Origin of the sequence: Streptomyces albospinus, from assembly GCF_014648695.1 — a bacterium.
GTDB classification, from domain to species: domain Bacteria; phylum Actinomycetota; class Actinomycetes; order Streptomycetales; family Streptomycetaceae; genus Streptomyces; species Streptomyces albospinus.
This window is the reverse complement of record NZ_BMRP01000001.1, coordinates 441,144-466,199: the sequence shown is the minus strand read 5'-3', so window position 1 is coordinate 466,199 and position 25,056 is coordinate 441,144. Positions and strand designations below refer to the sequence as shown.

Below are 25,056 nucleotides of genomic sequence, written 5' to 3'. Positions count from 1 at the left end.
ACTTTCACGGGTAGAATTCATCCATGACGACCGACAGCGACACCCCCTGGCTGACCGACCAGGAGCAGCGTGCCTGGCGCACTCATCTGGACGTCAGCAGACTGCTGATGCACCAACTGGAGCGCGACCTCCAGCCGTTCGGCCTGACGAACAACGACTACGAGATCCTCGTCAACCTCTCCGAGGCCGAGGACCGCCGGCTGCGGATGAGCGACCTGGCCGCCAGCACCCTCCAGTCCAAGAGCCGCCTCTCGCACCAGATCACGCGCATGGAGAACGCCGGGCTGGTACGCCGCGAGAGCTGCGAATCGGACCGCCGCGGCCTCTACGCCGTCCTCACGGACGAGGGCTGGGACACCATGCGCCGGGTCGCCCCGCACCATGTCGCCTCGGTCCGCAGGCACTTCATCGACCTCTTCGCCTCCGAAGACCTCGAAGCCCTCCGCACCTCCCTCACCCCCGTCGCCGAACACCTCCGCGAGCGGCGCAGCGCGCTGTAGCAACGGCGGATCCGGTCGCGGGCCGGCGCCCTGGGAGCGCCGGCCCGCGACCGGACCGCGACCGCAGCGGGCCGCCGGGTCCGGGTCACTCCCCCGACGTCAGGCCCGCCACCAGTTCGTCCGCCGCCCGGTACGGGTCCGTCTCGCCCGCCACGATGCGCTCGGCCAGCGCGTCCACATGGCGGTCGCCCGACAGGTCCCCGATCCGCGACCGCAGCGCGGTGACCGCGATCGTCTCGACCTCGCGGGCCGCCCGCGCGAGCCGCCGCTGCGCGAGGACGCCGTGCTCCTCCATCCAGGCCCGGTGCTTCTCCAGCGCCTCGACGACCTCGTCGACGCCCTCACCGCGCGCCGCCACCGTCTTCACGATCGGGGGCCGCCAGTCGCCGGGCGCCCGCGCCTCGCCCAGCCCCAGCATGTGGTTGAGCTCCCGCGCGGTGGCGTCCGCGCCGTCCCGGTCGGCCTTGTTGACCACGTAGACGTCGCCGATCTCCAGGATGCCCGCCTTCGCGGCCTGGATCCCGTCGCCCATCCCGGGCGCCAGCAGCACCACGCTGGTGTCGGCCTGGGAGGCGATCTCCACCTCCGACTGCCCGACGCCGACCGTCTCGACCAGCACCACGTCGCAGCCCGCCGCGTCCAGCACCCGGATCGCCTGCGGCGCCGCCCACGCCAGCCCGCCCAGATGGCCGCGGGTGGCCATCGAGCGGATGTAGACGCCCGGATCCGACGCGTGCTCGCTCATCCGCACCCGGTCGCCGAGCAGCGCGCCCCCGGAGAACGGCGACGACGGGTCGACGGCGAGCACGCCGACCCGTTTGCCCGCCTTGCGGTACGCGGTCACCAGCGCGGACGTCGTGGTGGACTTCCCGACGCCGGGCGAGCCGGTCAGCCCGACCACGTACGCACCACCGGTCAGCGGCGCCAGCGCCGCCATCACCTCGCGCAGCTCCGGCGCCGCCCCCTCGACGAGGGAGATCAGCCGGGCCACCGCCCTCGGCCGGCCCTGCCGGGCCTGTTCCACCAGCTGGGGGACGTCCACCATCGCCGCTCGGCTCCTTCGGCTCGCTCGTCCGCGTCCGGCCCGCCCGTACGCGCTCGCTTCCGCGCCCGGTGCGCCGGTTCGCGAAGGCAGTCCTCCCGTACCCCGTACGCGAGGACTCCTTCCCGTACCCGCTCCGCGCGGATCGCTTACTTACCCGGTACCCGGATGATCAGCGCATCGCCCTGGCCGCCGCCGCCGCACAGCGCCGCCGCACCCACGCCGCCGCCGCGCCGCCGCAGCTCCAGCGCGAGGTGCAGCACGATACGGGCGCCGGACATGCCGATCGGGTGCCCCAGCGCGATCGCGCCACCGTTGACATTCACCTTTTCCGGGGAAACCCCCAGATCCTTCATTGACTGCACGGCGACCGCCGCGAACGCCTCGTTGATCTCGATCAGGTCGAGATCCTCGACGGCCAGGCCCTCCTTGCCGAGGGCGTGGTTGATCGCGTTGGACGGCTGCGACTGGAGGGAGTTGTCGGGGCCCGCGACATTGCCGTGCGCGCCGATCTCGGCGATCCACTCCAGGCCCAGCTCCTCGGCCTTGGCCTTGCTCATGACGACCACCGCGGCGGCGCCGTCGGAGATCTGCGAGGAGGTGCCCGCGGTGATCGTGCCGTCCTTGGCGAAGGCCGGCCGCAGCTTGCCGAGCGACTCGGCCGTGGTCTCGCCGCGGATGCCCTCGTCCTTGCTGAAGATGACCGGGTCGCCCTTGCGCTGCGGGATCTCCACGGGGGTGATCTCGGCCTCGAACAGGCCGTTCTTCTGCGCGGCGGCGGCCCGCTGGTGGGAGAGCGCGGCGATCTCGTCCTGCTCGGGGCGGCCGATGCCGAGGCGGGTGTTGTGCTTCTCGGTCGACTCGCCCATCGCGATGTTCTCGAAGGCGTCCGTGAGGCCGTCGTGCGCCATCGCGTCGAGCATCTCCACCGCGCCGTACTTGAAGCCCTCGCGGGACTTCGGCAGCAGGTGCGGGGCGTTGGTCATGGACTCCTGGCCGCCGGCGACGACGACGTCGAACTCGCCCGCGCGGATGAGCTGGTCGGCCAGCGCGATCGCGTCGAGGCCGGAGAGGCAGACCTTGTTGACGGTCAGCGCGGGGACGTTCATGGGGATGCCGGCCTTGACCGCGGCCTGGCGCGCCGGGATCTGCCCCGCCCCGGCCTGGAGCACCTGGCCCATGATCACGTACTGCACCTGGTCGCCGCCGATACCGGCCCGGTCCAGCGCCGCCTTGATGGCCACGCCGCCGAGGTCGGCGCCGGAGAAGGTCCGCAGGGACCCCAGGAGCCGGCCCATGGGGGTACGCGCTCCGGCCACGATCACTGAGGTGGTGCCGTTGTTTGCAGACATACGGTGCGGCCTTCCTTTGCAGGGAAGTTAACGAGGGTTCCCGTCAATGTACTGAGGGGTAGCCGCCGGGTCACCGGCAAGCAAGTGTGATCGCGCGCACGTTGCGTAACCAGCCGTGCGGGGGGTGCACTGGAGCCATGCTGACGCGAATCGACCACATCGGGATCGCCTGTTTCGACCTCGACAAGACCGTCGAGTTCTACCGTGCCACGTATGGCTTCGAGGTGTTCCATTCCGAGGTCAACGAGGAGCAGGGCGTTCGGGAGGCCATGCTCAAAATCAACGAGACGTCGGACGGCGGGGCGTCCTATCTCCAGCTGCTGGAGCCCACCCGCGAGGACTCCGCGGTCGGCAAGTGGCTGGCCAAGAACGGCGAGGGCGTGCACCACATCGCGTTCGGTACGGCCGATGTCGACGGGGCCTCCGACGCCATCCGGAACAAGGGCGTCCGGGTCCTCTACGACGAGCCCAGGACGGGTTCGATGGGCTCGCGGATCACCTTCCTGCACCCCAAGGACTGCCACGGCGTACTCACCGAACTCGTCACCGCAGCGCCCCCCGCCGCGACTGACCACTGACCTTCGCCTTCCCCGGCCGGTAGAGTGCAGCTTCGGCCGGGGTACGGGAATGGGGCTCGGTCCATACTCTGCCGATGATCTGACACCATTTCTTCGGAAGGGTCAGCTCCGATGGGTGCGAGTCGGGTACGACAGGACGTGTACGGGACGCGCATTGCAGGACCGGAGCCGGCCGCCACCATGACCAGGGGACGGATGGGACCGCGCAGTGCGGGGCAACGAACGCCAGGAGCGTAAGTGGGCTGAGGCCGACCACCTCTCTCAGTTCGAAGCCGAGATGGAGCGGCTGAAGACCGAGCGGGACAAGGCCGTCCAGCACGCCGACGACCTCGGCTATCAGGTCGAGGTGTTGCGCGCCAAGCTCCACGAGGCGCGCCGCAACCTCGCGACCCGCCCTGCCTACGACAACATCAGCCACCAGGCCGAACAGCTGCTGCGCAACGCGCAGATCCAGGCCGACCAGCTGCGTTCGGACGCCGAGCGGGAGCTGCGCGAGGCGCGGGCGCAGACCCAGCGGCTGCTCCAGGAGCAGGCCGAGCGGCAGGCCCGGCTGGAGGCCGAGCTGCACTCCGAGGCGGTCGGCCGCCGGCAGCGGCTGGACGAGGAGCTCAACGAGCGCCGCCAGACCGTCGAATCGCACGTCAACGAGAACGTCGCCTGGGCCGAGCAGCTGCGCGCCCGTACGGAGTCGCAGGCCCGCCGCCTGATGGAGGAGTCCCGGGCGGAGGCCGAGCAGGCGCTGGCGTCCGCGCGCGCCGAGGCGCAGCGGCTGGCCGAGCGGGCCCGCGAGCGGCTGGGCACCGAGGCCGAAGAGGCCCGGGCCGAAGCGGAATCCATCCTGCGCCGGGCGCGTACGGACGCCGAGCGGCTGCTGAACGCCGCCTCCAACCAGGCCCAGGAGGCCACCGACCAGGCCGAGCAGCTGCGCACCACGGCCGGCAGCGAGTCGGAGGAGGCCCGCCGGCAGGCCGCGGAGCTGACCCGTACCGCCGAGGCCCGGGTCAAGGAGGCGGACACCGCGCTGCGCGAGGCGCGCGCCGAGGCGGAGAAGCTGGTCGAGGAGGCGCAGCAGTCCGCCACCAAGCGGCTGTCGGCCACCGAGTCGGAGAACGAGCAGCGCACCCGTACGGCCAAGGCGGAGATCGCCCGGCTGGTGGGGGAGGCCACCAAGGAGGCCGAGGCGCTCAAGGCGGAGGCCGAGCAACTGCGGGCGGACGCGCGGGCGGAGTCCGATCGGCTGCTCGCCGAGGCGCAGGACTCCGCGCGGTCCAAGGTGGCGGAGGATTCCGCGGCGCAGCTGGCGAAGGCGGCGCGGACCGCCGAGGAGGTGCTGACCAAGGCGTCCGAGGACGCCAAGGCCACCACGAAGGCCGCCGCCGAGGAAGCCGAACGGCTCCGCAGGGAGGCCGAGTCCGAGGCGGACCGGCTGCGCGAGGAGGCGCACGACACCGCGGCGCAGCTCAAGGGCGCGGCGAAGGACGACACCAAGGAGTACCGCGCCAAGACCGTCGAACTCCAGGAGGAGGCACGGCGGCTGCGCGGCGAGGCGGAGCAGCTGCGGGCGGACGCGGTCGCCGAGGGCGAGCGGATCCGCGGTGAGGCGCGCCGGGAGGCCGTTCAGCAGATCGAGGAGGCGGCCGGTACCGCCGAGGAGCTGCTGGCCAAGGCCAAGTCCGGTGCCGAGGAGACCCGTTCGGGCGCGGTCGCGGAGAGCGAGCGGGTGCGGACGGAGGCCATCGAGCGGGCCTCGGGGCTGCGCCGGCAGGCCGAGGAGGCGCTGGAGCGGGCCCGTGCGGAGGCCGAACAGCTGCTGCTGGAGGGCACCCAGGCCGCCGAGGAGCTGACGTCCGAGGCGGAGAAGAGCGCCGCGGCGCTGCGCGCGGAGGCCGAGGAGGCCACCGAGGAGCGGCGGGCCGAGGCGCAGGCCGAACTGGACCGGCTGCGCGGCGAGGCCGAGGACCGGGTCGCCGCCGCCGAGGAGGCGCTGCGCGAGGCCCGCGCGGAGGCCGAGCAGCTGCGCCGGGAGACGCAGGAGGAGGCGGCCCGGCTCAAGGCGGAGGCCGCGGAGCGCCGGCGGTCGCTGGCGCAGCAGGCCGAGGAGGAGACCGAGCGGCTGCGCGCGGAGGCCGCCGAGGACGCCTCGGCAGCACGTTCCGAGGCCGAGGCGGTGTCCGTACGGCTGCGCGGCGAGGCGTCCGCCGAGGCGGAGCGGCTGAAGGCGGAGGCGCAGGAGACCGCGGACCGGGTGCGTGCGGAGGCGGCGGCTGCCGCGGAGCGCACCGGCACGGAGGCGGCGCAGGCGCTCGCCGAGGCCCAGGAGGAGGCCGCGCGGCGGCGCCGGGAGGCCGAGCAGCTGCTGGGCGAGGCCCGCGAGGAGGCCCACCAGGAGCGCACCGCGGCGCGGGAGCAGAGCGAGGAGCTGCTGGCGTCGGCCCGTACGCGGGTGAGCGAGGCGCAGGCGGAGGCCGAGCGGCTGGTCGAGGAGGCGGACCGGCGGGCCGGCGAGCTGGTGGCGGCGGCCGAGCAGACCGCGCAGCAGGTGCGCGACGCGGTCGCGGGGCTGCACGAGCAGGCCGGCGAGGAGATCGCCGGGCTGCGTTCGGCGGCCGAGCACGCCGCCGAGCGGACCAGGTCCGAGGCGCAGGAGGAGGCCGACCGGGTCCGCGCGGACGCCTATGCCGAGCGCGAGCGCGCGTCGGAGGACGCGGCGCGGGTGCGGCGGGACGCGCAGGAGTCGTCGGAGGCCGCGAAGTCCCTTGCGGAGCGGACGGTTTCGGAGGCCATCGAGGAGGCCGAGCGGCTGCGGACCGAGGCCGCGGACGTCCTGGACGAGGCCCGGCGGGACGCCAACGCCGCCCGCACCGAAGCCGCCGAACAGGCCGACCGGCTCGTCACCGAAGCCACCGCACAGGCCGACAAGCTGGTCGCGGACGCCACGGCGAAGGCGCAGCAGCTGCGTACCGACGCGTCGGACGCGCTGGCGTCGGCGGAGCAGGACGCGGCGCGGACCCGGGCCGATGCACGGGACGACGCGAACCGGATGCGGTCGGACGCCGCCGAGCAGGCCGACCGGCTGGTCGCCGAGGCGCGCACGGAGGCAGAACGGATCGTCACCGAGGCCACCGAGCTGACGTCTTCGGCGCAGGACGACGCGGACCGTGCCGTCCGGGAGGGCCAGGAGGCCGCCGACCGGCTGCGCGCGGAGGGCGAGCAGCAGGCGCAGACGATGGTCGCGGAGGCCACCGACGCCGCCGAGCGGCTGCGGGCCGAGGCCGCCGAGGTGCTGGAGAGCGCCCGTACGGACGCGGAGCGCACCGGCGACGAGGCGCGCAAGGCGGCCAACAAGACGCGTGCGGACGCCGCGACCCAGGCCGACGAGCTGGTGGCGGAGGCCGCCGGCGAGGCCGAGCGGCTGCGTTCGGAGGCGGCGGAGCGGACCGCGGACGCCGAGCGGGAGGCGGACCGCACCCGGGCGGACGCCCGCGAGCAGGCGGACCGGATGATCGCCACGGCCACCGCGGAGGCGGACCGGCTGCGCACCGAGGCGGCCGAGACGGTCGCCGCCGCGCAGGAGCACGCCACCCGCACCCGCAGCGAGTCCGCGAAGGTCCGGGAGGACGCCGAGGCGGCTGCCGAGCGGACCAGGACCGAGGCACAGGAGGAGGCCGACCGGCTGCTGGACGAGGCCCGCAAGGACGCGGCCAAGCGCCGCGGCGACGCCGCCGAGCAGGCCGACCAGCTCATGGCCAAGGCTCAGGAGGAGGCGCTGAAGACGGCCACCGGCGCCGAGGAGCAGGCCGACACGATGGTCGGGGCCGCCCGCAAGGAGGCCGAGCGGATCGTCCGGGAGGCGACGAACGACGGCAACGCGCGGGTGGAGAAGGCCCGTACGGACGCCGACACGCTGCTGAGCGAGGCTCGCGGGGACGCCACGGCCATAAGGGAGCGCGCCGAGGAGCTGCGGGTGCGCATCGAGTCCGAGGTCGAGGAGCTGCACGAACGGGCCCGCCGGGAGTCGGCGGAGACGATGAAGAACGCCGGCGAGCGGGTCGACAAGCTCATCGCGCAGGCCACCGCGCAGCAGGTGGAGGCCGAGGAGAAGGCCGACCGGATGATGTCCGACGCGAACAGCGAGGCGAGCAAGGTCCGGATCTCGGCGGTCAAGAAGGCCGAGGGCCTCATCAAGGAGGCCGAGAACAAGAAGGCCGAGGCGGTGCGCGACGCGGAGCGGATGCGTACGGAGGCCGAGCAGGAGGCCACCCGGATCGTGGAGGAGGGCAAGCACGAGCTGGAGGTCCTGGTGCGCCGCCGCGAGGACATCAACGCCGAAATCTCCCGAGTTCAGGACGTTCTGGAGGCGCTGGAGTCGTTCGAGGCCCCCGCAGGGGGCGCGGACGGCAAGGGCGGGGGTGTGAAGGCCGCCGCGGGAGCGGGCGCAACTCGTTCGAGTGGCAAGCAGTCCGAAGGGTAGCCACTCAAATGAGGGGTCATTCTCCACTTCAAACGCGCAATGACTCGATGACACGCCGTTAAGACCCCTAGGATTCTCCTTATCACCTCACCGGTCTCTTTCGACAGGAACCCCATGAGCGACACTTCCTCCCCCTTCGGCTTCGAGCTCGTGCGGCGTGGGTACGACCGCGGTCAGGTGGATGACCGCATTACGAAGCTCGTCGCGGACCGCGACAGCGCGCTGGCCCGTATCACCTCGCTGGAGAAGCGCATCGAGGAACTGCACCTCGAAACGCAGAACGCCCAGGCTCAGGTCAATGACGCCGAGCCGTCCTACGCGGGCCTCGGCGCGCGCGTCGAGAAGATCCTCCGTCTCGCCGAGGAGGAGGCCAAGGACCTGCGCGAGGAGGCTCGTCGGGCTGCCGAGCAGCATCGCGAGCTGGCCGAGTCGGCCGCCCAGCAGGTCCGTAACGACGCCGAGCAGTTCGCCGCCGAGCGCAAGGCGAAGGCCGAGGACGAGGGCGCCAGGATCGTCGAGAAGGCCAAGGGCGAGGCGTCCACCCTGCGCGCCGAGGCGCAGAAGGACGCCCAGTCCAAGCGGGAGGAGGCGGACTCCCTCTTCGAGGAGACCCGCGCCAAGGCCGCCCAGGCCGCCGCGGACTTCGAGACCAACCTGGCCAAGCGCCGTGAGCAGTCCGAGCGCGATCTGGCCTCACGTCAGGCCAAGGCCGAGAAGCGGCTGGCGGAGATCGAGCACCGCGCCGAGCAGCTCCGCCTGGAGGCCGAGAAGCTGCGGACGGACGCGGAGCGCCGGGCCCGTCAGACGGTGGAGACCGCGCAGCGCCAGGCCGAGGACATCGTGGCGGACGCCAACGCCAAGGCCGACCGGATCCGCAGCGAATCGGAGCGCGAGCTGGCGGCGCTCACCAACCGCCGCGACTCGATCAACGCGCAGCTGACCAACGTCCGCGAGATGCTGGCGACGCTGACCGGCGCGGCGGTGGCCGCGGCCGGTGCGCCGGGCGACGAGGAGTCCATCACCCGCGGCGTGCCCGCCCAGCAGTCGCGCTGACCCGCCGGCAGGTTCCCGCCTTGCCGACCCCGCCCCCGTACCGCCTCCGTGGCGGTGCGGGGGCGCCGTCGTAGCCGGTCCACCGGGCGGCGGCGCCCGGTGGCGGGGCGATCATGGCGGGCCTAGCGTGCTGTACATGATCGAGGTCCAGGGGCTGACCAAGCATTACGGCGACAAGGTCGCGGTGGACCATCTGACGTTCACCGTCCGGCCGGGCATCGTCACCGGCTTCCTCGGTCCCAACGGCGCGGGCAAGTCGACGACCATGCGGATGATGCTCGATCTGGACAACCCGACGGCCGGCTCGGTGCGGATCGACGGCAAGCACTACCGGCAGCTGAAGGACCCCCTGACGTATGTCGGGGCGCTGCTGGACGCCAAGGCGATGCACGGTGGCCGCAGCGCCGCCAACCATCTGCTGTGCCTGGCGCAGAGCAACGGCATTCCGCGGTCCCGGGTCGACATGGTGCTGGACACCGTCGGGCTGACCGCGGTCGCCAGGAAGCGGTCGAAGGGCTTCTCGCTCGGTATGGGCCAGCGGCTCGGGATCGCGGCGGCGCTGCTCGGCAATCCGCGGATCCTGATGTTCGACGAGCCGGTCAACGGGCTCGACCCGGAAGGCATCCACTGGATCCGCCACCTGATGAAGAACCTCGCGGCCCAGGGCCGTACGGTCTTCGTCTCCTCCCACCTGATGAGCGAAATGGCGCTGACCGCGGACCACTTGGTGGTGATCGGGCAGGGCCGGCTGCTGGCGGACACGTCGATGCCGGAGTTCATCCGGCAGAACTCGCGGTCGTACGTCCGGGTGCGGTCCCCGGAGCGGCAGCGGCTGCTGGACGTGCTGCACCGCGAGGGCATCCCGGCGGTGGCGGCCCGCGACGGCTCGCTGGAGATCGACCGGGTGCCGGCCCGCCGGCTGGGCGAACTGGCCGCCGCGCACCAGCTGGTGCTGCACGAGCTGAGTCCGCAGCAGGCGTCTCTGGAGGAGGCGTTCATGCAGCTGACGGCCGGGTCGGTGGAGTACCACGCGCACGACGGCGAGCCGGCCGGACCGCGGGCCGGGCAGCCGCGGCGGCCCCCGGTGCCGCAGGGCGCGTTCTCGGGCGGCCCGCAGCCGGGCGGTCCGCAGTGGGCCGGACCGCAATGGGGCGGCCCGCAGCCGGGTGGTCCACAGCGGGGCGGCCCGCGGCCGGGGGGCCCGCCGCCCGGCGGCCCGCAGCCGGGGGGCCCGCAGCCGGGCGGCCCGCAGTCGGGCGGCTGGGGCGCGGAGTGGCAGAAGAGAAGGAGCTGACGGATGGCTGTGGTCGGGCAGGTCCTGCGGTCGGAGTGGACCAAGATCAGGTCGGTGCGGTCGACGGTGTGGACGCTGGGCATCGCGGCGGTGGTGACCGTTGTCGTGGGCGTGCTGATCTGCACCCTCGTCCGGAACGACTTCACCTCGATGCCGGCCGAGCGGCAGCTCGCCTTCGACGCGACCAACATCAGCTTCGCCGGGATGGGCCTGGGCCAGCTGGCGATGGTCGTCTTCGGGGTGCTGGTGGTCTCGAACGAGTACAGCACCGGCATGATCCGCACCTCGCTCGCCGCCGTACCGCAGCGCGGCACCTTCCTGTTCAGCAAGCTGCTGGTGGCCACCGCGCTGGTCTTCGCGGTCGGTCTGGCGACCAGCTTCGTGACGTTCTTCGCGGGGCAGGCGGCGCTCGGCGAGCACCGTACGTACCTCGGCGACCCGGGGGTGCTGCGGGCGGTGGTCGGCGGCGCGCTCTACATGACGATGATCGCGCTGTTCTCGATGGCGGTGGCCGCGATGCTGCGCGGCCCGATGCTGTCGCTCGGCATCCTGATGCCGTTCTTCTTCCTGATCTCCGGCATCCTCGGGAACGTCTCGGCGACCCGGAAGGTCGCCCGCTACCTCCCCGACCAGGCCGGCTCGAAGATCATGCAGGTGGTCGCCCCGCTCAACGACCCGGCGCCGTACGGGCCGTGGGGCGGCTTCGCCATCATGGCGGCCTGGACGGCGGCGGCGCTGCTCGGCGGATTCGCGCTGCTGCGGAGGCGCGACGCCTGACCGGCACGCCGCAGGGGCTGCCCGGCGGGTCGGGGCCGGACACGCCCCTGGCCGCGGCAACCGGTGCCGGAGTGCCCCCGTTTTGACGGGAACCGTCAACGGACAGATAGCCTCCTAACCCTCACGGGGGCACGAGGGCGCCTCTGCCCCGACCATCTGCGAGGGGCGGAGAATGATCGAGGCAGTCGGCCTGACCAAGCGCTACGGGCCCAAGACGGCCGTGCACAACCTGTCGTTCCAGGTGCGGCCGGGCACGGTCACCGGCTTCCTGGGTCCCAACGGCTCCGGCAAATCGACGACGATGCGGATGATCCTGGGCCTGGACGCGCCGACGTCGGGCCGGGCCACGATCGGCGGCCGTCCGTTCCGCGACGTTCCCAACGCCCCGCGCCAGGTGGGCGCGCTGCTCGACGCCAAGGCCGTGCACGGCGGGCGCAGCGCCCGGTCGCATCTGCTGTCGCTGGCCCAGCTGTCCGGCATTCCGGCCCGGCGGGTCGACGAGGTACTGGGGGTGGTCGGCCTCCAGGACGTCGCCCAGCGGCGTTCGAAGGGCTTCTCGCTCGGTATGGGCCAGCGGCTGGGCATCGCGGCGGCGCTGCTCGGCGATCCGCAGGTGCTGCTCTTCGACGAGCCGGTCAACGGCCTGGACCCCGAAGGCATCCTGTGGGTGCGGAACCTGATGAAGCAGCTGGCGGCCGAGGGCCGTACCGTCTTCGTCTCCTCGCACCTCATGAGCGAGATGGCGCTGACCGCCGAGCACCTGATCGTGATCGGCCGCGGCCAGCTGCTGGCGGACATGTCCGTCAAGGACTTCATCTCGGCCAACTCCGCGGACTTCGCCCGGGTGCGGACGCCGGACGGCGAGCCGGAGCAGCGCGAGAAGCTGACCGCGGCGATCGGCGAGGCGGGCGGCCAGGCGGCGCCCGAACCGGACGGTGCGCTGCGGGTGACCGGGCTGCCGCTGCCCCGGATCAGCGATCTGGCGCACGCGGCCGAGGTCCGGCTGTGGGAGCTCTCGCCGCACCAGGCGTCGCTCGAAGAGGCGTACATGCGGATGACGCAGGGCGCCGTCGACTACCGCTCGACGATCGACCAGCGGGCCGGTCTCCAGCAGGCCCCCGCCGGGTACGCCCCACAGGGAGCCGCGCCGCAGGGATACGCCCCGCAGGGAGCCGTCCCGCAGGGATATGCGGTGCCGCCCGGGGTGCCGGGCCAGCTGCCGCCGAATCCGTACGGTCAGCCGGGTCCGTACGCCCAGGCTCCCGGGGCCGCTCCGGTGCCGGGGGCGCCGCTGCCGCCGCAGGGCCAGGGTCACCCGTACGGGGCGCCCGGTCCGTACGGTGCGCCCCACCCGTACGGGCAGCAGCCGCAGCCCGCCGCGCCCGTGCCGCCGGCCGCGCCGCCCGTCGCCGCCCCCGCCGATCTGCCCATGCCGCACCACGAGGACGCCCGATGACCAGCCCTCAGCAGCCGCAGCCCCAGCCGCAGCACGGACCGCACGACACCGGCGCGCAGGAGATGCCGCCCGCCGCCCCGATGCCGCCCACCGCTCCCCCGGCCTCCCCCGCGCCTTCGACGCCGTTCGAGCAGGCGGGCCCCCCGTCGCCGCAGCCGGCACCGGAGCGGCCGGCGCCCGCCGGGGAAGCGGGCACGATGATGCTCCAGGCCCAGCAGGCACCCGAGCAGCCCGCGCCCGCCAAGGAAGCCGGCACGATGATGCTCCAGGCCCAGCAGGCACCCGAGCAGCCCGGCCCCGCCAAGGAAGCCGGCACGATGATGCTCCAGGCCCAGCCGCTCCCCCAGGCCCAGCCGCCGGCCGGCGGCCACCCCGAGCCGACGCCGCTGGCGGCGCACGGTCCGGGCAGGCCGGCTGAGGCGGCGGGCACGATGATGCTCACCGTCCCGGCCGCCGGCCGGCCCCAGCCGCAGCCGCAGGGCCCGCACCCGCAGCAGCGGCCGCCGCAGCCGCACCGGCCCGAGGCCCCCAACTGGCAGGCGGGCGGGGCCGGTTACGTCTCCCCCATCCCGGTGCGCGCGACCCACCTCGGTGATGCGCTGCTCTCCGAGTGGACCAAGATCCGCTCGGTGCGCTCGACGATGTGGACGCTCGGCGTGATGCTGCTGCTCATCGTCGGCGTCGGGCTGCTGTCGGCGCTCGCGCTGGGCTCGGAGCGGCGGGTCAATCCGCTGCTCGCGGTCGGCTTCGTCGGCGTGCTGCTCGGCAGCCTGTGCGTGATGACCCTCGGCGTGCTGTCGATCTCGTCCGAGTACGGCACCGGCATGATCCGTACGACGCTGACCGCCTGCCCCAGCCGCGCCCGGGTGCTGACCGCGAAGGCGATCGTCTTCTTCGGACTGGCGCTGGTGCTGACCACGATCGCCACGACCCTGGTGGCGCTGCTCGACTACGCGATGCTCAACGGCCCGGAGCCGACCGTCGACCAGTGGCTGCGCGGCACCGTCGGCGCCGGCCTGTACGTCGCGCTGCTCGGCCTGCTGGCGCTGTCCGTCGGCGCGCTGCTGCGGCACTCCGCGGGCGCCATCAGCGCCATGATGGGCGTCGTGCTGCTGCCGATGCTGCTGGCGCTCTTCCTCCAGGGCGAGTCCCTCAAGGACTTCCAGCACAAGATGATCGAGTACTCCGTGCCGAACGCGTTCGCGACGCTCTACGACATCCCGTTCCTGCCCGAGGGCCCGTCGGGCTGGGAGCCGTTGCTGATCCTCGCGGGGGTGGCCGCGGTGGCACTGGGCGGCGCCTACGCGGCGCTCCTCAAGCGGGACGTCTGACCGGTCGACTCGCCTTCCGCGCTCAGTACTTGGGCGCGTTCCGGGACCGCTGGAGCCGTGCGCTCCGGCGGTCCCGTGCGTTCCAGCAGGCCCGGTGCCAGTGGCGGCGGTCGTCGACGTCGCCGTGCCGGGGCCAGGTGACGACGTGCGGGACGCCGGGCGGGATCTCCTGGTCGCAGCCCGGGCAGCGGTAGTGCTTGGCCGCGCCGCTCGCGCCGATCTGCCGGACGACCCACTCCTCACCGCGCCACTCCTCGGTGGCTTCCAGGCCGTAGCGCTCGCCGCCCGCGCGCTCGACGGGTTTCGCACCGCGCTGGCGGTTTCGACGCGGGGACACAGCACACCTCGGGATGTCGACGGGGTCACAGGCTGTCACCAGCGTACGCGGCACGGTCAGGGGCAGAAGCCCGCTGTCCCGTTTCTGCGATGATCTGGAAATTTCGCGTCAGGCCGTGCCCTGGGCACGTGTCGCACGTTGTTGCCTGTGTGTGGGGGGGAGTCGCGTCGGCTGCGAGGAGGCAGAGAGCGATGCGCGTAGGTGCGTTCATCCTGGCCGCTCAATTCCCGGGCCAGGGACAGGGGGAAGCGCTGCACCGCGCGGTGCGCTCCGCGGAGGTCGCGGAGCAGGCCGGTCTCCATGACGTCTGGCTGGCGGAACACCACTTCGTGCCGTACGGCGTCTGTCCGCAGGCGACGACGCTGGCCGCGCTGCTGCTGGGCCGGACCCGCCGGATCGGCGTGGGCACGGCGGTCAGCGTGCTGCCGACCCAGCATCCGGTGGCGCTCGGTGAGCAGGCGGCGCTGCTGCATCTGACGTCCGAGGGCCGGTTCACGCTCGGCGTCGGCCGGGGCGGTCCCTGGGTCGATCTGGAGGTCTTCGGCTCCGGCCTGGCCGCCTACGACCACGGCTTCCCGGAGTCACTGGATCTGCTGCTGCGCTGGCTGCGCGAGCCGCGGGTGGGTGCGCAGGGCGAGCGCTATGCCTTCCGGGAGGTGGCGGTGGTGCCGCGGCCGGCCGAGGCGCTGGGGGACCCGGACGATCCGGACGGCCTGGCGGCCGGGCCGCCGGTGGTCGTGGCGTGCACGTCCGCCGCCTCGGTCAGGCTGGCCGCGGCGCGCGGGCTGCCGATGCTGCTGGGGATGCACTGCGGCGACGAGGAGAAGGCGGAGATGGTCGCGCTGTGGCGGTCGGCGGCGCGGGAGGCCGGCCGGGACGGCGACGAGATCGCCGCCGCGGAGCATGTCTCGGCGGGCGTGGTGCAGATCGCGGACGACCGGGCGGCGGCGGTGGAGACGCTGACGAAGGCGATGCCCGGCTGGCTGCGGCAGGGGCTGGGCGCGCATGTGACGGTCGACGGCCGCTATCGCCGGATGCGGGATCCGCTGGCGTATACGGAGCTGTTGTGCGCCCTGCATCCGGTCGGTACACCGGAGTTGTGTGCGGACCGGCTGGCGGAGACCTCGGAGCGAACGGGCATCCGGCGGTTCGCGCTGCTCGTCGAGGGCTCCGGGGATCTCGCCGCCACCGAGGAGAACGTCCGGCGGCTGGGCTCCGAGGTGCTGCCGCAGCTGGGGTGACCCCGGCCGGGGGCCCGTCCGCGCAGCCGGCCGCCGCGAACCCTCGCGGGCCTGCGGGCCGGGGCGAGGGTGGCGGGGCGAGCTGCGGAGCACGGCTGGTCGGTGGTGCTGCCGCCGGTGCACGGTCCCGGAGGGTGCTCCGGCCGACCCGCTCAGCGGCAGCAACTCCGATCAGCAGTCGCGGAGTTCGGGCGACTGGTTCAGCAGCTGGCCCCGGATGGAGGTGAATTTGGCCAGCCGCGCGTCCACCGCCGGGTCGAGCGGGAAGACCGCGACCCGGTGGCAGTTCTGGAAGGCGAGTCGCACACCGAAGTGACGCTCCAACGAACCGCGAATGGCGTCACTCGCCAGCGCGCGCAGCAGCTGGCCGCGCGCCTGCTCGTCCGGCGGCGGCGTCTGGTTGTCGGCGAACTCTCCGCCGTCCACCTTCAGCTGGGCCACCAGCGAGCTGATCATCCCCCATGCGTAGGGCAGGGAGTTCCGGACGCAGTCGACAAATGCGGCTTCGTCGACCTCGCCTCGCTCGGCCTGTTCGAGGAGGGCCGGTGAGACGTCGAGCGACATGAGGTTCTCCTCTCGCGGACCCGCCGGGACGGACGGGGCCTAGGGATGGGACACGGGGAATTCGCGACACAGCGTGTTCGCCTCACGACCCCCTGCTTCAACGGTATGCCGCGCAAGGGGCCCGCACCATGGGATTGCACATACAACCGGCCAATGGCGGGCGCCGGGGGTGCGGGGGTTTCCCCCGTAAAGGGACCGCGGTCCAGGGGCGAATCGCGTCAGCGGCCCCGGTTCGAGTAGCGTGGCGCACCATGCGTCTCGTCATCGCCCGCTGCTCCGTGGACTACGCGGGCCGGCTCACTGCCCACCTCCCCTCCGCCCCTCGCCTGATCCTGGTGAAGGCCGACGGCTCCGTCTCCATCCACGCGGACGACCGGGCCTACAAACCCCTCAACTGGATGTCCCCGCCCTGTTCCCTCAAGGAAGGGGACGGCGATGTGTGGACGGTGGAGAACAAGGGCGGCGAGAAGCTCATCATCACCCTGGAGGAGATCTTCCATGACTCCTCGCACGAGCTCGGGGTGGACCCGGGGCTCATCAAGGACGGTGTGGAGGCCCACCTCCAGGAGCTGCTCGCCGATCGGATCGAGACACTGGGCGAGGGCTATTCGCTGATTCGGCGTGAATACCCCACCGCCATCGGTCCGGTGGATATCTTGTGCCGGGACGCCGACGGCCAGACCGTTGCCGTCGAGATCAAGCGGCGGGGCGAGATCGACGGTGTCGAGCAGCTCACCCGCTACCTCGAACTCCTCAACCGCGACCCGCACTTGGCCCCGGTGAAGGGCGTCTTCGCAGCTCAGGAGATCAAGCCGCAGGCGCGGGTGCTGGCCACCGACCGCGGGATCGGCTGCGTGGTGCTGGACTACGACGGGCTGCGCGGCATCGAGGACGACAAGCTGCGGCTGTTCTGACCACGGGACACCACGACGGCCCGGTACCGGCCGCTCCGCCTTCCGGCGGGCGGCCGGTACCGGGCCGTCGTGGTGTTCCCGGACGTTCTTGAGGCGTCAGCCGGTCGGAGTGCCCTGGCCGGATGCGGACGCCGGGTCGCCGGTGCCGGTGGCCGGGGCCGCGGCGGCGTTGGTGCCGGACGGGCTGTTGCCCGAGGGGCCGCCGGCGCTCTGCGACGGGGTCTGGCCCGTCGGCTTGCCCGTGGGCCCGGTCGGCGTGGTGGTGGGCTGCCCGGTCGGGCCGGTCGGGGACGTCGTGGGGCCGCCGGTCGGGCTGTGCGTGGGGTGGGTCGGCCGGCCGGTGGGGGTGGTGGGCTCGCCGGTCGGCCTGGTGGGTCCGGTCGTCGGGGAGCCCGGGCCGCCGGTCGGCGCGCCGGTGGTGCCGGGACGGCCGGTGGACGGCGCCGGGGTGGGCCTGTGGCCGGGCGTACCGGGCCGGGTGGTGCCGGACGCCCCTGCCGAGGCGCCCGGCAGTCCGGAGCCCGTGCCGGGCTCCTGGGCGGGCGTGTCCGGGAGGCCGTCGCCGCCCGAGGACTGCTCGGTGGTGACGTGGTTGTCGTGGGTGGTGGAGTTGCCGGAGGTCGCTCCGAGGGTGACCACGGTGCCGAGCGCGGCGGCCAGCAGCACCCCGGCGCCGGCGGCGACGAGGTTGCGGCGGCTGCCGCGCAGGATCCCGCGCCGGGCGCCTCCGGTGCCGGTGTCCGCGGCCTTGGCGGCCGGGACGGCGGCGGTGGGCGCGGTGGTCTCGCCGGCGGAGCCCGCTGCGGCGGCGGTGGCAGCCGCGGCTCCCCGGGCGATGACCGTCGGGCCGGTCCCGGCCGGCCGGACGGACTTCAGCTTGGCGGTCGAGACGGCGTCGGGCGCCCCGGCGTCCGGGCCCTGCGACGCCCCCGGGGCGTCCGGCGCGTCCGCGGCTGCCGCCGCCGTCGCGCCCGTGGCTCCCGGGCCGACGGACTTCAGCACGGTGGTGGCCGCGTTCGCCGAGGCGGCCCGGGCGCGGTCGATGACCAGGGCCAGCGCCCGCCGTCCGGCGACCGCGCCGTCGCGGTCGGAGAGCACTCCGCGCAGCCCGATGGACGCCTCCAGTTCGGCGCGCGCCCGGTCGATGTTGCCGCTGCACAGCGCCAGTACGCCCAACTCGTGGTGGAAGTACGCCTCTTCGGCGACCTCACCGGCCAGCCGGGCGGCTTCCTGGCCGTGCCGCAGGCTGCGCTCCCAGGCGCTCCAGTGCAGCGCCGCGGCGAACGCGGGCGCCGCCGTACGGGCCAGCAGCACGGCCGCGGCCGGGTGGCCGCTGTCCCGGCTGCCGGTCAGCACGCCCATCGCGGCCAGCACCGCGTCGGACTCGGCGGCGGTCCGCTCGGGGGTGACCGAGGGGTGCCCGGCCCACCAGGCGTAGTGCTGGGCCGCGGTGTGCGCCCGGGCGGCGGCGCCCTCGGCGTAGCCGGCGGCGGCCAGCTGGTCCCGGACGGTGCCGGCGAGCCGGTAGTGGGTGCCGGCCGGGCTGATCAGGCCGCTGCCCAGCAGCTCGCCGAGGGCGGCGTCCGCGTGGGTGTCCTGGGTGAGGGCCGGCAGATGCGCCTGGTGCGGCAGTTCGCCGTTGAGGGCGACCGCGAAGCGGAGCGTCTCCTGGGCGGCGCCGCCGAGCCGTTCGGCGAGCAGCGCGGCGGGCGCGGCGGCCTCGTCGAGCGGCGGCAGCGGCGTCTCGGGCCGCTCGCCGGGCTCTCCGGCCGCGTCGGCGCCCTCCTCGGGGAACAGCCCGTAGCCGTCGTCCAGGGCGCCGGGCGCGGTGCGCGCCCGCTCGCGGTGCCGCAGCAGGGAGGCGGCCTGGACGAACCGCAGCGGCAGCCCCTCGGACTCGAACCAGAGGTCGGCGGCCCAGGTGTCCTCGTCGGCGGTGAGCGGGCGGCCCACGGCGCGCTCCAGGAGCCGTACGCCGGCGTTGCGGCTGATGCCGCCGACGAAGACCTCTTCGAGGTGCGAATCGGCGCTGGGGGCCGGGACGTCGGGGGTCGCGGCGAGGAGGAAGGCGCACTCGGGGGTGGCGTCGAGGAGCTCGTCGAGCGCGGCGCCGCCGAACTCCAGGTCGTCGACGACGACGATCGCGCCGACGCCGCCGAGGAGGCGCAGCAGCTCGGGCCGGTCGGGGCGGTGCAGCGGGGCGCGGTAGACCGCCGCGTACAGCGCCTGGAGGACGTCGGTGACGCCCCTGTGGTAGCCGGAGAGCCGGATCACGCCGTCGGGGGCGAGGTCCGCCACGGCGCCGGCGACGGCGTCCAGCAGCCGGGTGCGGCCCGAGCCGGAGGGGCCGGTGACGCGGACGGAGCGTCCGCGGGTGAGCAGCCGGACCAGCCGGTCCACGTCCTCGTCGCGCTCTTCGAGGGGGACGTCGTGGCCGGCGAAGGAGACCGGGCCGGACGGCACCGGGGGCGCCGCGGCGCGGGCCGCCTCGGCGCGTTCCTCCTGGTCGAGCTTCTCCGGGAGGGCGGGTCGCTCGCCGGGCGGGCAGGGCTGTATCTCGCTGCCGTCGACCGGGTTGACGGTGACCAGGAAGTTGCCGGAGACGAGCCGGACGACCCGGGCGAGCCCGCCGGAGCCGCCCTGCCGGTCGGCGGACGCGGAGGCCGGCGGCGCGTCGGGCGCGCCCTGCTCGCCGTACTCCTCAGGTCCCCGGTGCGTGTTCGGGTCCATGCTGCAAGCTCCCAGAATGTGCGTGCCGTCGGTGCTTCCGGCCGTCCGCACTCCCCCGGCTCCGGCGGATCTGCTCAGCCGTCGCGTCTGGTCCGGTGCCCCGCCGCGGTTGATGGCATACGGCGGGGACCCGAACCCTAGCCCCGGTCCCCCGGGGAGCGCACGGTGGGGTGGCACCCTGACGAGAACGCCCCGGATTGGGGGTCAAGGTGCGGTTTGCGACATTCCTCCCGGGTCGGCCGGCTCACCGCGGCCGGCGGGTCACACCCGGGGAAGCGTTTCCGCTTCGATGCCGCCCTCGATCGCGAGGATGCGGTGGAGCCGGGTGGCGACCAGGAGGCGCTGCATCTGGGGCGGCACTCCGCGCAGCACCAGCCTGCGGTTGACCCGGCCCGCGCGCCGGTGCGCGCCCATGATCACGCCGAGGCCGGTGGCGTCCCACGAGTCCAGCTCGGTCAGGTCCAGCACCAGATCGCCCCGGCCGGAGTCGACGGCGGCGTGCAGGGCCGTACGGGCGTCCGCCGCGCTGCGGACGTCGAGGCGGCCCCCGACGACCAGCTCGACGTGGTCGCCCCTGATGTGCATATGCGCTCCCCGATGTCATGGGTTGTGGTGCATTGTCGTCTACAGATCTGACTGCCTCTCATACGGCGAAGTTGCCGCCTGTAAGCGAACCGATACCGAATTCACCCCACGGGGTGACACCCTCGGACCAAAGTCCTGATGCGGCATCAGTGCTCGTAGAAGCCCTGCCCACTCTTGCGCCCGATATCGCCCGCATCGACCATGCGCCGCATGATCTCCGGCGGCGCGAACTTCTCGTCCTGGGACTCGGTGTAGATGTTCTCGGTGGCGTGCAGCAGGATGTCGACTCCGGTCAGATCGGCGGTGGCCAGCGGTCCCATCGCATGGCCGAAGCCCAGCTTGCAGGCGGTGTCGATGTCCTCGGCGCTGGCGACGCCCGATTCGTAGAGCTTGGCGGCCTCGACGACCAGCGCCGAGATCAGCCGGGTGGTGACGAAGCCGGCCACGTCGCGGTTGACGACGACACAGGTCTTGCCGACGGACTCGGCGAACTCCCGTGCGGTGGCGAGGGTTTCGTCGCTGGTCTTGTAGCCGCGCACCAGCTCGCACAGCTGCATCATCGGCACCGGCGAGAAGAAGTGGGTGCCGACCACCCGCTCGGGGCGGGAGGTGGCAGCGGCGATCTTGGTGATCGGGATGGCGGAGGTGTTGGAGGCGAGCACCGCGTCGTCCTTGGCGAGCTTGTCGACCGCCTGGAAGATCTCCCGCTTGACCTCGATCTTCTCGAAGACGGCCTCGACGACGATGTCCGCGTCGGCGACCGCGTCCAGGTCGGTCGTGGTCGTGATGCGGGCCAGCGCCTGCTCGGCGGCGGAGGCGTCCAGCTTGCCCTTGGCGACGAACTTCTCGTACGAGCTCCGGATGCCGCCCTTGCCGCGGGCCAGCGCCTCATCCGTCACATCGCGGAGCACCACGTCCCAGCCCGCCTGGGCCGAGACCTGCGCGATACCGGAACCCATGAGTCCGGCGCCGATGACGGCGAGCTTCTTTGCCACTGCTGTCCCCTCACACCCTGTGCATTTGACGGTCCTGATGACGTTAGCGGTCGTTGGCGATCGATTGGTGGCTTAGAGATGCGCGTCACGCCCGCCCGTCACCCCACCGCATACCCCGTGACAAGGCGCTTTCGGCCTCGGCGGGCGCTTCATGACGGACATCACACACGGCGGGGCGCACCCGGCCCCCGGAGGGGCGTCAGCCGGCCGCCCGCACCGCGCAGTTGAGGGCCTTCCCGCTCGGCAGCTCCGCGACCCCGTCGGGCGGGTCCGGTGCACCGCGCAGACCTGAATCACCATCAGGCCGCCGGGTCGCCGGACCCGCCGCACCGGCCTCCTGGCGGAGGACGGCCTCCAGGTCCCCCCGGACCGCTCCCGCCGGACGTACCGCGTCGCCGGCCGCCCTCCACCGCGCGCGGGTCTCCGTGGCGCGCGTGGGCCGCGTGGCGCTCGTGGCGCTCGTGGCGCTCGTGGCGCCGGCCACGGCGCTCTGCGCCCGGGCCTTCCACAGGGCCGCGGCGTAGGCTCGCACCATGGTGAATCTGACCCGCATCTACACCCGTACCGGCGACAAGGGCACCACCGCCCTGGGCGACATGAGCCGCACCGCCAAGACCGATGCGCGGATCGCCGCGTACGCGGATGCCAACGAGGCCAACGCGGCGATCGGGGTGGCGCTGGCGCTCGGTTCGCTGCCCGAAGAGGTCGCCGCGGTGCTGCTGCGGGTGCAGAACGACCTCTTCGACGTCGGCGCCGACCTCTCGACGCCCGTGGTGGAGAACCCGGAGTTCCCGCCGCTGCGCGTCGAGCAGTCCTACATCGACAAACTGGAGGCGGACTGCGACCGCTTCCTGGCCGAACTGGAGAAGCTCCGCAGCTTCATCCTCCCCGGCGGCACGCCCGGCGCCGCCCTGCTCCACCAGGCCTGCACGGTCGTCCGCCGCGCCGAGCGCTCCACGTGGGCTGCCTTCGAGCAGCACGGCGAGACCATGAACCCGCTCACCGCCACGTACCTGAACCGCCTCTCCGACCTCCTGTTCATCCTGGCCCGGACGGCCAACAAGGAGGTCGGGGACGTGCTCTGGGTGCCGGGCGGCGAGCGGTGAGCCGGCCGACCCGCTAGCGCAGCGACTTCTCCTGCGGCCGGGCCGCCGCCTCGGAGGCGGCCCGGCGCGGCGCCTTCTTCGGGAACACCAGGTACGTCAGCGCGATCACGCCGTGGATGATCAGGATGCGCAGGCTCATCATCTGCCAGTGCTTCAGCGACGCGGTGTCGCCGTCGTGGCCCACGTACCAGATCGCGCCCTGGAGCAGCGCCGCCGCGACGGCGACCATCAGCACCGTCCGCAGCACCAGTTTCAGCTCGTGCTTGAAGCGGTCGAGGCCGTAGTGCCTGACGGGGCGCGGGCCGCCCGCGAAGCGGTGTGCGACGTGCCCGTCGACCCACTTGATCGTGTAGTGGCCGTAGGCGACCGTGTAGCCGATGTAGACGGCGGCCAGGCCGTGCTTCCAGTCCGCGGAGGCGCCGTTCTTCAGGTCGATCGCGGTGACGATCAGCAGCGCCAGCTCCAGCAGCGGCTCCAGCAGCAGCACCGCCGCACCCGTACGCGGCATCCGCGCCAGATAGCGCAGGGACAGGCCCAGGGCCAGCAGCACCCAGAACCCGACCTCGCAGGCGATGATCAGCGTGACGACCACGGCAGTCTCCTCTCCGGCCGCTCCGAGTCCAGGACCGCTCGGACCGAACACCTCCAGCGTTCCAGCCGCCACCGCCCGGTACGTCGTCGCCGGCGATGATCCGGAGCTGCATCTTTCGATGTAGCCCGGCGCGTCGTCGGATGACCCGGAGGTGGCACAACCGGCCCCGGCGCCGTGTTTCATGGAGGGGTGACCGCAAGATCCCCCGCCGCGCCCGGCCGGCCGCACCGCCTCGATGTGATCATCGCGGGCGGCGGGCTGCTCGTCGGGCTGCTGCTGTGGACGCTGGATCTGCACGGCGGACCACCGCTCCTCGGCCTGCCCGCGTCGCTGACCCTGCTCGCGCTCACCACGATGTCGGTGGCCGAACTGATGCGCCGTACGGCCCCCATGGCCGCGCTGGCCCTCGCGTTACCGGCCCTGGCGCTGGACCTCGTCACCGGCGCCCTGGTCGCCACCGTCCTGATGTTCACCGATGTGGTCTACGCGGCGGTGCTGTACGGTCCGCCGGCCGCGGCCCGCCGGATCCCGGTGCACTCCGTGCTGGTGACGGTGCTGGCCACCGTCGTGCTGACGGCGCTGTGGCGCAACCCGCAGGTCGTGCTGATCAGCATCGGGATCGCGCTCGCCACCACCGCCCCGGCCTGGACCGGGGTGATCATCCGCAACCACCGCGACGCCGCGCAGACCGCCCGGCTGCGGGCCGAACAGACCGCGCTGCTGGCCGAGATGGACCGCACCCAGGCGGTGGCGGGCGAACGCGCCCGGATGGCCCGCGAGTTGCACGACCTGGTCGCCAACCACCTGTCCGCCATCGCCATCCACGCCACCGCCGCGCAGACCATCGACGACCCGGCCGCGACCCGCGACGCGCTCGGCGTGATCCGGGAGAACAGCGTCCAGGGCCTGGCCGAAATGCGCCGCCTCATCGGGCTGTTGCGGGACCCGAAGGCCGCCGGGCACAGCGACGAACCGGCCGCGACACCCACCCTCGACGGACTGGAGGCCCTGGTCCACCAGGCCCGTACGAACGGCGCCGGCAGCGGCCTGACCTTCTTCCTGGACGACGCCCGCCGGCTGACCGGCCCGGACGCCGAGCCGAAACCGCCCGCGCCGGTCGAACTGGCCGCGTACCGCATCGTCCAGGAATCACTGACCAACGCCCTCAAGCACGCCGCGCCCGGCCAGGTCCGGGTGCGCATCGCCCACGCCCCCGAGGGGACGCTCGTCATCATCGTCCGCAGCCCGTACGCCGACCGGCCGCGCCCCCGCGCACCGGGCTCCGGCGCCGGGCTCGTCGGCATGCGCGAGCGGATCGCCCTGCTGGGCGGGGATTTCGACGCCGGCCCCGAGGGCGGGCCGGACGGAAGAAACTGGCTGGTGCGGGCGACGCTGCCCGCCACCGGGGAGGAAGAACAACCATGACAGGCGCCGCCGCGCAGCCGATCCGGGTCCTCGTCGCCGAGGACCAGTCCGCCGTACGGGCCGGGCTGGTCCTCATCCTGCGTTCCGCGCCCGACATCGAAGTCGTCGGGGAGGCGGTGGACGGCGAGGAAGCCGTCCGCCTGGCCCGCGCGTTACGACCGGACCTGGTCCTGATGGACATCCAGATGCCCCGCCTGGACGGGGTCTCGGCGACCCGCCAGGTGGTCGCGGAGCAGTTGGCGGACGTCCTGGTGCTGACCACCTTCGACCTGGACGAATATGTCTTCGGCGCGCTGCGCGCCGGGGCCTCGGGCTTTCTGCTCAAGGACAGCGACGCGGCGGCGCTGCTGAGTGCGGTGCGCACGGTCGCGTCCGGTGAGGGGCTGATCGCCCCGGCCGTGACCCGCCGGCTGATCGCCGAGTTCGCCCGGCCCCGTGCGGCGGTACGGCCGCCGCGGGACCGCGAGACGCCCGATCCGGCGGTGCTGGACGCGCTGACGCCGCGCGAGCGGGAGGTGCTGGGGTGTCTGGGCCAGGGACTGTCGAACGCCGATATCGCACTGCGGCTGGCGATGGCGGAGGCCACCGTGAAGACCCATGTCAGCCGGCTGCTGGCCAAACTGGACCTGCGCAGCCGGGTACAAGCGGCCGTCCTGGCACAGGAGTTGGGGGTGGACGCGCCGTAGCGGGGGCTCGCCGCCGGGCCGAAAGGC

The 25,056-nt window shown here is 73.3% G+C and carries 22 protein-coding genes; 13 read left to right on the top strand and 9 right to left on the bottom strand.

Annotation, left to right across the window (positions count from 1 at the left end; genetic code table 11):
- Positions 1–23: 23 nt before the first annotated feature.
- Positions 24–500: a MarR family winged helix-turn-helix transcriptional regulator gene (locus tag IEZ17_RS02050; protein ID WP_189295662.1), complete on the top strand. Its 477-nt coding sequence runs from the start codon at positions 24–26 to the stop codon at positions 498–500.
- Positions 501–585: 85 nt separating this feature from the next.
- Here the strand turns inward: IEZ17_RS02050 and meaB are convergent, their stop codons facing one another.
- Together meaB and IEZ17_RS02040 are read right to left on the bottom strand one after the other, a co-directional pair.
- Complete coding sequence (gene meaB, locus IEZ17_RS02045) at positions 586–1,545, bottom strand: methylmalonyl Co-A mutase-associated GTPase MeaB (protein ID WP_189295660.1); 960 nt, start codon at positions 1,543–1,545, stop codon at positions 586–588.
- 146 nt (positions 1,546–1,691) lie between these two features.
- The gene (locus tag IEZ17_RS02040) at positions 1,692–2,867 is read right to left on the bottom strand and encodes an acetyl-CoA C-acetyltransferase (RefSeq protein ID WP_189296206.1); all 1,176 of its coding nucleotides are present in this window, start codon (positions 2,865–2,867) and stop codon (positions 1,692–1,694) included.
- Positions 2,868–3,031: 164 nt separating this feature from the next.
- On the opposite strand from IEZ17_RS02040, the gene mce reads away from it, so the two are divergent.
- The 7 genes from mce (at position 3,032) to IEZ17_RS02005 (ending at position 13,854) form a co-directional block, all read left to right on the top strand.
- The gene (gene mce, locus IEZ17_RS02035; protein ID WP_189295658.1) at positions 3,032–3,472 is read left to right on the top strand and encodes a methylmalonyl-CoA epimerase; all 441 of its coding nucleotides are present in this window, start codon (positions 3,032–3,034) and stop codon (positions 3,470–3,472) included.
- A 208-nt stretch (positions 3,473–3,680) separates the two neighbouring features.
- Positions 3,681–7,943, top strand: a complete 4,263-nt coding sequence (gene scy / locus IEZ17_RS02030) for a polarized growth protein Scy (RefSeq protein WP_189295656.1) — start codon at positions 3,681–3,683, stop codon at positions 7,941–7,943.
- Between the two features lie 114 nt (positions 7,944–8,057).
- Entirely contained in the window at positions 8,058–8,996 is a 939-nt protein-coding gene (locus IEZ17_RS02025) for a coiled-coil domain-containing protein (RefSeq protein ID WP_189295654.1), read from the top strand.
- A 136-nt stretch (positions 8,997–9,132) separates the two neighbouring features.
- Positions 9,133–10,290, top strand: a complete 1,158-nt coding sequence (locus IEZ17_RS02020) for an ABC transporter ATP-binding protein (RefSeq protein WP_189295652.1) — start codon at positions 9,133–9,135, stop codon at positions 10,288–10,290.
- Positions 10,291–10,293: 3 nt separating this feature from the next.
- Positions 10,294–11,067, top strand: a complete 774-nt coding sequence (locus IEZ17_RS02015) for an ABC transporter permease (RefSeq protein ID WP_189295650.1) — start codon at positions 10,294–10,296, stop codon at positions 11,065–11,067.
- Between the two features lie 172 nt (positions 11,068–11,239).
- Entirely contained in the window at positions 11,240–12,523 is a 1,284-nt protein-coding gene (locus IEZ17_RS02010; protein WP_189295648.1) for an ATP-binding cassette domain-containing protein, read from the top strand.
- The gene (locus tag IEZ17_RS02005) at positions 12,520–13,854 is read left to right on the top strand and encodes an ABC transporter permease (protein ID WP_189295646.1); all 1,335 of its coding nucleotides are present in this window, start codon (positions 12,520–12,522) and stop codon (positions 13,852–13,854) included. The genes IEZ17_RS02010 and IEZ17_RS02005 overlap by 4 nt, the downstream gene beginning before the upstream one ends.
- A 22-nt stretch (positions 13,855–13,876) precedes the next feature.
- Here IEZ17_RS02005 and IEZ17_RS02000 read toward each other — a convergent pair whose 3' ends face one another.
- Positions 13,877–14,191 carry an Rv1322 family protein gene (locus tag IEZ17_RS02000; RefSeq protein WP_189295644.1) on the bottom strand — a complete coding sequence of 105 codons (315 nt, stop codon included), beginning with the start codon at positions 14,189–14,191 and terminating at the stop codon, positions 13,877–13,879.
- A 191-nt stretch (positions 14,192–14,382) separates the two neighbouring features.
- Between IEZ17_RS02000 and IEZ17_RS01995 the strand changes: the two genes are divergently transcribed.
- The gene (locus IEZ17_RS01995) at positions 14,383–15,432 is read left to right on the top strand and encodes an LLM class flavin-dependent oxidoreductase (protein ID WP_189295642.1); all 1,050 of its coding nucleotides are present in this window, start codon (positions 14,383–14,385) and stop codon (positions 15,430–15,432) included.
- A gap of 171 nt (positions 15,433–15,603) precedes the next feature.
- On the opposite strand, the gene IEZ17_RS01990 is transcribed toward IEZ17_RS01995, so the two are convergent.
- Complete coding sequence (locus tag IEZ17_RS01990; protein ID WP_189295640.1) at positions 15,604–15,996, bottom strand: SCO5389 family protein; 393 nt, start codon at positions 15,994–15,996, stop codon at positions 15,604–15,606.
- A 251-nt stretch (positions 15,997–16,247) separates the two neighbouring features.
- On the opposite strand from IEZ17_RS01990, the gene nucS reads away from it, so the two are divergent.
- Positions 16,248–16,910: an endonuclease NucS gene (gene nucS / locus IEZ17_RS01985; RefSeq protein ID WP_159508034.1), complete on the top strand. Its 663-nt coding sequence runs from the start codon at positions 16,248–16,250 to the stop codon at positions 16,908–16,910.
- Between the two features lie 96 nt (positions 16,911–17,006).
- Here nucS and IEZ17_RS43750 read toward each other — a convergent pair whose 3' ends face one another.
- The 4 genes from IEZ17_RS43750 to IEZ17_RS01965 form a co-directional block, all read right to left on the bottom strand.
- Entirely contained in the window at positions 17,007–19,640 is a 2,634-nt protein-coding gene (locus IEZ17_RS43750) for an ATP-binding protein (RefSeq protein ID WP_189295638.1), read from the bottom strand.
- A gap of 261 nt (positions 19,641–19,901) precedes the next feature.
- A complete protein-coding gene (locus IEZ17_RS01975; protein WP_189295636.1) occupies positions 19,902–20,225 on the bottom strand; it encodes an STAS domain-containing protein in 324 nt (107 codons plus the stop codon).
- 146 nt (positions 20,226–20,371) lie between these two features.
- Positions 20,372–21,220, bottom strand: a complete 849-nt coding sequence (locus tag IEZ17_RS01970) for a 3-hydroxyacyl-CoA dehydrogenase family protein (RefSeq protein WP_189295633.1) — start codon at positions 21,218–21,220, stop codon at positions 20,372–20,374.
- A 199-nt stretch (positions 21,221–21,419) separates the two neighbouring features.
- On the bottom strand, positions 21,420–21,755 hold the full coding sequence (locus IEZ17_RS01965; RefSeq protein ID WP_189295631.1) for a hypothetical protein: 336 nt from the start codon (positions 21,753–21,755) through the stop codon (positions 21,420–21,422).
- Between IEZ17_RS01965 and IEZ17_RS01960 the strand changes: the two genes are divergently transcribed.
- Complete coding sequence (locus IEZ17_RS01960) at positions 21,754–22,326, top strand: cob(I)yrinic acid a,c-diamide adenosyltransferase (protein ID WP_189295629.1); 573 nt, start codon at positions 21,754–21,756, stop codon at positions 22,324–22,326. The two genes, IEZ17_RS01965 and IEZ17_RS01960, sit on opposite strands and share 2 nt — an antisense overlap.
- A 13-nt stretch (positions 22,327–22,339) precedes the next feature.
- Here IEZ17_RS01960 and IEZ17_RS01955 read toward each other — a convergent pair whose 3' ends face one another.
- Positions 22,340–22,918 carry a hypothetical protein gene (locus IEZ17_RS01955; RefSeq protein WP_189295627.1) on the bottom strand — a complete coding sequence of 193 codons (579 nt, stop codon included), beginning with the start codon at positions 22,916–22,918 and terminating at the stop codon, positions 22,340–22,342.
- A 189-nt stretch (positions 22,919–23,107) separates the two neighbouring features.
- Here IEZ17_RS01955 and IEZ17_RS01950 point away from each other — a divergent pair, with 189 nt between their 5' ends.
- Positions 23,108–24,343 (top strand): sensor histidine kinase, encoded by a 1,236-nt coding sequence (locus IEZ17_RS01950; RefSeq protein WP_189295625.1) that lies wholly within the window; start codon positions 23,108–23,110, stop codon positions 24,341–24,343.
- Positions 24,340–25,029 carry a response regulator gene (locus tag IEZ17_RS01945; RefSeq protein WP_189295623.1) on the top strand — a complete coding sequence of 230 codons (690 nt, stop codon included), beginning with the start codon at positions 24,340–24,342 and terminating at the stop codon, positions 25,027–25,029. Before IEZ17_RS01950 ends, IEZ17_RS01945 begins: the two co-directional genes overlap by 4 nt.
- Positions 25,030–25,056: the final 27 nt, after the last annotated feature.

Coding starts and splice junctions, on each gene's coding strand:
- IEZ17_RS02025 (WP_189295654.1), top strand. CDS start 8,058: ATGAGCGACACTTCCTCCCCCTTCGGCTTCGAGCTCGTGCGGCGTGGG.
- IEZ17_RS02005 (WP_189295646.1), top strand. CDS start 12,520: ATGACCAGCCCTCAGCAGCCGCAGCCCCAGCCGCAGCACGGACCGCAC.
- IEZ17_RS01960 (WP_189295629.1), top strand. CDS start 21,754: ATGGTGAATCTGACCCGCATCTACACCCGTACCGGCGACAAGGGCACC.
- IEZ17_RS01995 (WP_189295642.1), top strand. CDS start 14,383: ATGCGCGTAGGTGCGTTCATCCTGGCCGCTCAATTCCCGGGCCAGGGA.
- IEZ17_RS01990 (WP_189295640.1), bottom strand. CDS start 15,996: ATGTCGCTCGACGTCTCACCGGCCCTCCTCGAACAGGCCGAGCGAGGC.
- IEZ17_RS02020 (WP_189295652.1), top strand. CDS start 9,133: ATGATCGAGGTCCAGGGGCTGACCAAGCATTACGGCGACAAGGTCGCG.
- meaB (WP_189295660.1), bottom strand. CDS start 1,545: ATGGTGGACGTCCCCCAGCTGGTGGAACAGGCCCGGCAGGGCCGGCCG.
- nucS (WP_159508034.1), top strand. CDS start 16,248: ATGCGTCTCGTCATCGCCCGCTGCTCCGTGGACTACGCGGGCCGGCTC.
- IEZ17_RS01945 (WP_189295623.1), top strand. CDS start 24,340: ATGACAGGCGCCGCCGCGCAGCCGATCCGGGTCCTCGTCGCCGAGGAC.
- IEZ17_RS43750 (WP_189295638.1), bottom strand. CDS start 19,640: ATGGACCCGAACACGCACCGGGGACCTGAGGAGTACGGCGAGCAGGGC.
- IEZ17_RS02050 (WP_189295662.1), top strand. CDS start 24: ATGACGACCGACAGCGACACCCCCTGGCTGACCGACCAGGAGCAGCGT.
- IEZ17_RS02010 (WP_189295648.1), top strand. CDS start 11,240: ATGATCGAGGCAGTCGGCCTGACCAAGCGCTACGGGCCCAAGACGGCC.
- IEZ17_RS01965 (WP_189295631.1), bottom strand. CDS start 21,755: ATGGTGCGAGCCTACGCCGCGGCCCTGTGGAAGGCCCGGGCGCAGAGC.
- IEZ17_RS02015 (WP_189295650.1), top strand. CDS start 10,294: ATGGCTGTGGTCGGGCAGGTCCTGCGGTCGGAGTGGACCAAGATCAGG.
- IEZ17_RS01975 (WP_189295636.1), bottom strand. CDS start 20,225: ATGCACATCAGGGGCGACCACGTCGAGCTGGTCGTCGGGGGCCGCCTC.
- mce (WP_189295658.1), top strand. CDS start 3,032: ATGCTGACGCGAATCGACCACATCGGGATCGCCTGTTTCGACCTCGAC.